General features: G+C 70.2%; 7 protein-coding genes. 2 read left to right on the plus strand and 5 right to left on the minus strand.

Annotated features, from left to right (window positions below):
- Positions 1 to 695 (minus strand): MBL fold metallo-hydrolase (locus tag GWI24_RS37740; protein ID WP_210950559.1); only part of this gene is annotated, 695 nt, incomplete at its 3' end.
- Positions 696 to 955: 260 nt separating this feature from the next.
- Here GWI24_RS37740 and GWI24_RS37745 point away from each other — a divergent pair.
- Complete coding sequence (locus tag GWI24_RS37745; protein ID WP_210950560.1) at positions 956 to 1804, plus strand: helix-turn-helix domain-containing protein; 849 nt, start codon at positions 956 to 958, stop codon at positions 1802 to 1804.
- Positions 1801 to 2700, plus strand: a complete 900-nt coding sequence (locus GWI24_RS37750; protein ID WP_210950561.1) for an aldo/keto reductase — start codon at positions 1801 to 1803, stop codon at positions 2698 to 2700. The genes GWI24_RS37745 and GWI24_RS37750 overlap by 4 nt, the downstream gene beginning before the upstream one ends.
- A gap of 157 nt (positions 2701 to 2857) precedes the next feature.
- Here the strand turns inward: GWI24_RS37750 and GWI24_RS37755 are convergent, their stop codons facing one another.
- The 4 genes from GWI24_RS37755 to GWI24_RS37770 all read right to left on the minus strand — a co-directional run bounded on the left by GWI24_RS37755 (position 2858) and on the right by GWI24_RS37770 (position 6688).
- Entirely contained in the window at positions 2858 to 3535 is a 678-nt protein-coding gene (locus tag GWI24_RS37755; protein WP_210950562.1) for a transcriptional regulator, read from the minus strand.
- Positions 3532 to 4674 (minus strand): threonine synthase, encoded by a 1143-nt coding sequence (locus tag GWI24_RS37760; RefSeq protein WP_210950563.1) that lies wholly within the window; start codon positions 4672 to 4674, stop codon positions 3532 to 3534. The genes GWI24_RS37755 and GWI24_RS37760 overlap by 4 nt, the downstream gene beginning before the upstream one ends.
- A gap of 85 nt (positions 4675 to 4759) precedes the next feature.
- On the minus strand, positions 4760 to 5548 hold the full coding sequence (locus GWI24_RS37765) for an HAD family hydrolase (protein ID WP_247617443.1): 789 nt from the start codon (positions 5546 to 5548) through the stop codon (positions 4760 to 4762).
- A 291-nt stretch (positions 5549 to 5839) separates the two neighbouring features.
- The gene (locus GWI24_RS37770; RefSeq protein WP_210950565.1) at positions 5840 to 6688 is read right to left on the minus strand and encodes a phosphatase PAP2 family protein; all 849 of its coding nucleotides are present in this window, start codon (positions 6686 to 6688) and stop codon (positions 5840 to 5842) included.
- Positions 6689 to 6826: the final 138 nt, after the last annotated feature.

Consider the following 6826-nt stretch of genomic DNA (forward strand, 5'->3'; position numbering starts at 1 on the left):
GACGGCTCCCAGACCGCGCAGTCGTGGGCGAAAAGCACACGGCGGGGATCGAAGCCGAGGAGGCGGTCCAGCCAGGGGCGGTACGAGGGAAGGGGCTGCGCCACGCCATCGAGGACGGCCCTGCGGGCCCGGTGGTCCGAGGCGAACTCGGAGGCGAAGTCATGGGCTTGACCGGCGAGGATCACCGTGCCGTCGGACTGGCGGACGACCAGGGACTGATGACCGTCGGCGTGGCCGGGGGTGGGGATGATGTGGACGCCCGGCCAGATCTCGGCCTCCCCGGCCAGTTCCTCATACGTGGCGCCGGGAAAGTCCAGTAGCTCGTCGAACGTGTAGTCGCCCCCGCGAGCGGTGGCCAGCTCCGCGTCCTGGACCAGGATCGGCGTACCGCTCAGCAGGGGGTTGCCGCCGCAGTGGTCGAAGTGGAGGTGGCAGTTCACGACGAGGGAGACGTTCGCGAGGGCGGCCCCGGCCGCCGCCAGCGCGTCCGGCAGGGCGCGGCGGCGGGGGCGGTAGTGCGCCTCGGTCTCGGGGTCGGCGGCGCCGACGCCGGTGTCGAAGAGGATCAGCCCACGGTCGTGCCGCACCAGATAGGCGAGCACCGGCTCGACCCGTGGCCGCGGTCCGCCGGTTTCCGAGGCGGGGCGGACGAAGTAGCCGAGGTCGAGGCGGCGTACCGCTGTGTCGTTGGCCATCTCGCCATGGTCGCGCGGCGCGTAGCGTGCCCGCTCGGGGCTCTGCCGGGAGCAGAGGTCTGAGGAACATCCGTGCCGCTCGTCATGCCATCGACGCTAGGGGCGCGATTGCTGACGTGGGAGGGTGCGCCGCGGCCACACGGTATGACACACCGTGATGAGTCTGCTCTGGCGGTAACGCCGAGTGAGGAACGACGGCCGGGCTGCGTGGGTCCATCGCACCCATCCACCCGCCCGTTCTCCTGCCTAGTCTGGTTCGTATGGACGGAGACAACGGACTCGGTGACTATCTGCGTGCTCGCCGCGACACGACCATGCCACGGGATGTCGGATTCCCCGACGACGCGTCTCGGCGGGTGTCCGGCCTGCGTCGGGACGAGGTGGCGCTGCTCGCCGGGGTGAGCACGGACTACTACATCAGGCTGGAACAGGGCCGGGAGCGGCATCCGTCCAAGCAGGTGCTCCAGGCGATCGCCCGGGCACTGCGGCTCGACGAAGCCGCCACAACCCATCTCTTCCGGCTCGGCCTGAGCGCTCCCTGGCCGTCTGTGCGAGCGACCACGACGGTCGGTCCGGACCTGCTGAGGCTGATGGACAGCCTGCGGCATCTGCCCGCGTTCGTGGTCGGCTCGGCCCAGGACGTGCTTGCCTCCAACGCGATGGCGCAAGAGCTGTACCGGGGTTTCGCCCGCTACGACAACCTGCTGCGGATGATCTTCCTGGATCCCTTCGCCCAGGAGTTCTACGGAGACTGGGAGAACGCGGCGGCCGTTGCGGTGAACAATCTGCGCGCGTCGTCGGCGCGGTTCCCGGATGACGAGCGCATCGAGCGCGTCGTCGGCGAACTCGGCGTCCACAGCCCCGCGTTCGCGACTTTGTGGGCACGCTACGAGATCCGTCCGCGCACGCAGGAGGACAAACACTTTTGCCACCCGCAGGTGGGTGAACTGCGTCTGCACTTCGAGGCCCTGGCCGTCACCAGCGCTCCTGGACAGCACCTGTCCGTCTACAGCGCCAAGCCCGGCAGTGCCAGCAGTGACGGCCTGATCCTGCTCCGCCGACTGGCCGAGCAGAGCACCGCTCCAGAGAAAGGAAACGTACATTCATGACCGACCCCATCGCCCACGCCGCCGGCCGTTTCGAGATCGCCGGCAAGAAGGTCGCCCGGCTCGGCTTCGGCGCCATGCGGCTCACCGGACTCGGGGTGTGGGGACAACCTGACGACCGCGATGAGTGCGTCCGCGTGGTCCGCCGCGCCGTCGAACTCGGCGTCCAGCTGATCGACACCGCCGACTCCTACGGGCCGTACGTCAGCGAGGAGATCATCCGGGAAGCCCTCCATCCCTACCCGGACGACGTCCTCATCGCGACCAAGGCCGGTCTCACCCGCAACGGCCCCGATGTGATCAAGACCGATCAGGGACTGGTGCGCCTGGGCCCCAAGGCCTGGCCGCCTGTGGGGCGCCCGGAGTACCTGCGTCAGGAGGCCGAGATGAGCCTGCGGCGCCTCGGCCTGGATCACATCGACCTGTTCCAGCTCCACCGCGTCGACCCGAAGGTCCCCCTGGAGGACCAGGTCGGGGAACTGAAGCAGCTCCAGGACGAAGGCAAGATCGTCGCGATCGGCCTGTCCCAGGTGAGCGTCGACCAGATCGAACAGGCACGTCGAATCGCCGACATCGTCACCGTACAAAACCGCTACAACCTCACCGACCGCAGCTCCGCCGACGTTCTCGACTACTGCACGGGCGAGGGCATCGGCTTCATCCCCTGGGCTCCGGTGGGCGCCGGCGAGCTTGCCAGGCAGGGCGGCCCGGTCGACCGCATCTCCTCCGCACACGGCGCCACCCCCTCCCAGGTCGCACTCGCCTGGCTGCTCGCCCGTTCCGAGGTCATGCTGCCCATTCCCGGCACCTCCAAGATCGCCCACCTGGAGGACAACATCGCGGCGGCGACACTGGGCCTGAGCGTCGAGGAGATCGACGAGCTCTCCCACGCCATATGACCGAGCGGCTCGCATCCACCATCGGCCCGGTGGCCGGCGACTCTTCCGCAGCCCCGAACAGAGCGGCTAACGGTGGGTCAGCCCGTGTCCGGGGTCGTGGTCGAGCAGGAGCACCACGCCGTTCCGGGGACGTCGACGCGGTGGATCGGTGGGGGCATCAGGGGTGGTCTCCGGCGTCAGGTGAGCGCAGGTAGTTGTAGACCGTGGCGCGGGAGACGCCCAGCAGTTCGGTGACCGCCTGGACCGAGTGCTTCACCTGGAGGTAGCCGCTGGTCTTGAGGGTGCGGACGAGTTCCTTCTTGGCGGGGGTGCCCAGGCTGCGCGGGGTCTGGCCGCGGGCGGCGGCGAATTCCTCGATGACGGTGCGCAGCTCGGCGGCGGTGCGGGCGCGGAGGGTTTCGGTGAGCGGCTGCTCCTGCTCATCGGTCCGGACGAGGTTGTTGAGGCTGCGGGCGACGCTCGCGAAGAGGGAGACGTCCAGGTTGAGGCAGATGGCGGCGACGTACTGGCCCGCGCTGTTCTTGATGCCGATCGAGGTGCTCTTCGCCGGGCGGCCGTCCGGGAAGCGGTTGGCGTAGTTCTGGACGATGTCGGGGAAGCCGGGGTCCCGCATCCGGGCCAGGCCCAGCTCGGTGGCGGGCTGGCCGACCGCACGGCCGGAGAGGTTGCTCTCGATGGCGCGGATGGACTGGTCGGGGCTGCGCAGATCGTGGAGGACCACCTCGCACAGCCCGGGGAACATCCGGCCGAGGGCGACCACGATCTTCTCGGCCTCGCGGAGCAGCAGCTCGTCCTCGGGTGTTCCCCCCGCCGCGGCTGCCTTCTCCTCGGTCATCCGAAGAGCTCCGTCATCGTCGGCGTCGCCTTCAGGCCCGACCCGGTCAGCAGCACCACCGTGGTCTCGCCGGGGCGGATCGCGCCCCGGGCCCGGAAGACCTCGATCGCCGCGGCCGCGGTCGCGCTGGTCGGCTCCGCGTACAGCCCCATCGCGGCCAGCCGGCGGACCGCCGCGGCGATCGCGTCCTCCGGGATGGCCGCCATGTCGCCGTCCGAGCGGCGGATGGCGCGCAGCACCTCGGGGAAGCGGACGGGCTCGCGGATGGCCGTGCCCTCGGCGATGGTCGGGGCGTGGAGAGACGGCACCGGGGTCTCGGCGCCCGCGCGGAACGCGGCGTGGAGCGGGGCGCAGTGGGCGGGCTGGGCCACCAGCAGCCGGGGGCGGCGGGCGATCTGGCCCGCGGCGAGCAGCTCGGAGAAGCCGAGGTCGCAGCCGAGCACGGTGCTGCCCGCGCCCGCCACGGTCACCACGGCGTCCGGTGCGGTGAAGCCCAGGTCCTCCCACAGCTCGTACGCCAGGGTCTTGGTGCCCTGGAGGAAGAAGGGGTGCCAATTGTGGCTGGCGTAGTACGTATGGGCCGACTGGCGCAGCGCCTCCGCCGCCGTGGCGTCCCGGTCGCCGGGCACCAGCTGGACCTCGGCGCCGTAGGCCCGGCATTGGAGGAGCTTCGCGGGGGAGGTGGCGGCGGGGGCGAGGATCCGGGCCCGGATGCCGGCCGCGGCGCAGTACGCCGAGACGGAGGCCCCGCCGTTGCCGGAGCTGTCCTCGATGACCTCGCGTACGCCCCGCTGGGCGAGGAGCGAGATCATCACGCTGGTGCCGCGGTCCTTGAAGCTGCCGGTGGGGCTGAACCACTCCAGCTTGAAGAGAATCCGATCCTCCCCCCAGCTCTTCTCGACCAGCGGGGTGCACCCTTCTCCCAGTGACACCGGGGCGTCGATGCGCACCGGGAGGGCCGCTCGGTAGCGCCAAAGTGACCGGGCCCCGGTGTCCACCTGCTCGCGGGTGATGCCGGGCAGCGCGGAGACGGTGAGGGGAGCCCCGTCATCGCCGCACCAGCGAGGGTCGTCGATCGGGTACGTGGCGCCGGAGCGCTCGTCGACGTAGCGGGGTTCGGATCGTGGTTCAGCTCGCACCTTGGATATTTTGTTTAGTTGTGTATATCCAGTCAAGGGAGTGATGGGCTGCTCGAGCTCACCGCGAGCGCGGTGCGAGGGCCGCTCAAGGGTGGGCGAACAGCCGTTCCAGCACCACCGCGACCCCGTCGTCCTCGTTGGCCGGCGCCACCTCGTCGGCTATCGCCTTCAGATCCGGATGGGCGTTGCCCATCGCGACCCCGTACCCGGCCCAGCCCAGCAGCGGGATGTCATTGGGCATGTCGCCGAACGCGATCGTCTCGGCGGGGGTGAACCCCATGCGGTCGGCGGCCAGTTGGAGCCCCACCGACTTGTCCGTCCCGGCCGGGAGCACCTCGATCATGCCCTTCTCGGAGTGGGTCACCGCCACCTCGCCCGCGCCCACCCGCTCCGCGGCCGCCGCCACCAGCCCGTCCGCCACCGTCCGGTGGCGCATCAGCACCTTCTCGATCGGCGCCGCCCACAGCTCCTCCCGCTCGGCCAGCCCCCACTCCGGCTGCATCCGGTCGGTGAAGCGGGCGGTGACGACGAAGCGGTTCTCGGGCGCCGCGGTCACCACGGCGAGCTCCAGCGGCCCCGCGCCCAGCGCCTCCTCGGTGCGCTCCACCACCGACCGGGCCAGCGCCCGGTCCAGCGACGCCGAGACCAGCAGCCGGTCCGCGGAGGCGTCGTACAGCTGCGCGCCCTGTCCGCACACCGCGAGCCCCCGGTAGCCGATCGCCACCAGGAACTCCCGGCAGGACGCGGCCGGACGCCCGGTGACCACCAGGTGCCGCGCCCCGGCGGCCCGGACCAGGGCCAGCGCCTCACGGTTGCGCGGCGAGACCGTCAGATCCCCGCGCAGCAGGGTGCCGTCGAGGTCGGTGGCCACCAGCGGGAAGCGGGGCCGCCCGGCGGTACGGGGCCGGGGGAGCAGCGCGCCCGGAGCGGGCAGGGCCGCCGGGGATACGGAGGCGGAGACGGACGTGGATACGGACGTGGATACGGAAGAAGCGGCAGCGGTAGTGGCGTCGGCGGTGTGCACGGTGGCCGGTGGTCCCTTTCGTCACGCTCATCGTGCTCATTCCGCGTCGATCAGCGCGACACATGGAGCCCCTGAACCATGTCGGCATGTGAACTCATGCCGACCTTGCGGAACAGAGAATGGCGGCTCCGCCGGGGACGATCAAACCGTGCAGATCACGGCCACCTGCCTCGGCAGCCGGTACGGCAGCGAGCCGTACCACGCGCACGACAGCGTGAAGCCGAAGGAGAGACAGATGACCCCGCCGACCGCGTCCATCCAGAAGTGGTTGGCGGTGGCGACGATCACCAGCAGCGTGGCCGAGGGGTAGAGCAGCCCCAGCGCCTTCACCCACACCGGACGGGCGAGCGTCGCGATGGTCAGACCGCACCACAGCGACCAGCCGATGTGCATCGAGGGCATCGCCGCGTACTGGTTCGACATATCGGCGAGGTTTCCCGAGGCCATCGAGCCCCAGGTGTTGTGCACCACCACGGTGTCGATGAAGCGGCCGCCGCTCATCAGCCGGGGCGGGGCCAGCGGAAAGAAGTAGTAGCCGAGCAGGGCCACACCGGTGGTCGCGAAGAGCGCCAGCCGGGTGGCGGCGTAACGGCCCGGATGCCAGTGGTAGAGCCACACCAGCACGCTGAGCGTCACGATGAAGTGGAGCGTGGCGTAGTAGTAGTTCATGCCCACGATCAGCCAGCTGACCGAGTCGATCGCATGGTTGACGCCCCGCTCGAAGGCCATTCCGAGGCGGTGCTCCCACTCCCAGATAGAGCTCGCGTTGCGCAGCGCCTCCGGCCGTTGCTCCGGGACGGCGTTGCGGATCAGCGAATATGTCCAGTAACTGACGGCGATGAGGACGATCTCGAACCAGAGCCGGGGCCTTCTGGGGGTACGCAACCGGTCCATCAGGGTGAGGCCCGGCGCCCGCTCCGCGTCGGTGTCCGCGATGGGTGCCGGGGTGGCTGTTCGGCCTGCCGTGGTCCTGATCGTCGCTCCACCCATAGGGCAACAGTCTGCCAGACGACGTCCACCCGCAGATCATCCGTGGCATCGGGTCTTCGTTGCTTATGTCCTGGTCCGGGGGGTCCTCCAAGGGGCGTATGCCCCCATACGTCCACCAGGCCGAGCCACTGGACGGAG

It is taken from the genome of Streptomyces sp. MK37H, assembly GCF_018035285.1.
In the GTDB taxonomy this organism is placed as follows: domain Bacteria; phylum Actinomycetota; class Actinomycetes; order Streptomycetales; family Streptomycetaceae; genus Streptomyces; species Streptomyces endocoffeicus.

Bases quoted from the DNA above. Each gene is read 5' to 3' on its own strand.
- GWI24_RS37745 (WP_210950560.1), top strand. From the start codon at position 956: ATGGACGGAGACAACGGACTCGGTGACTATCTGCGTGCTCGCCGCGAC.
- GWI24_RS37750 (WP_210950561.1), top strand. From the start codon at position 1,801: ATGACCGACCCCATCGCCCACGCCGCCGGCCGTTTCGAGATCGCCGGC.
- GWI24_RS37755 (WP_210950562.1), bottom strand. From the start codon at position 3,535: ATGACCGAGGAGAAGGCAGCCGCGGCGGGGGGAACACCCGAGGACGAG.
- GWI24_RS37770 (WP_210950565.1), bottom strand. From the start codon at position 6,688: ATGGGTGGAGCGACGATCAGGACCACGGCAGGCCGAACAGCCACCCCG.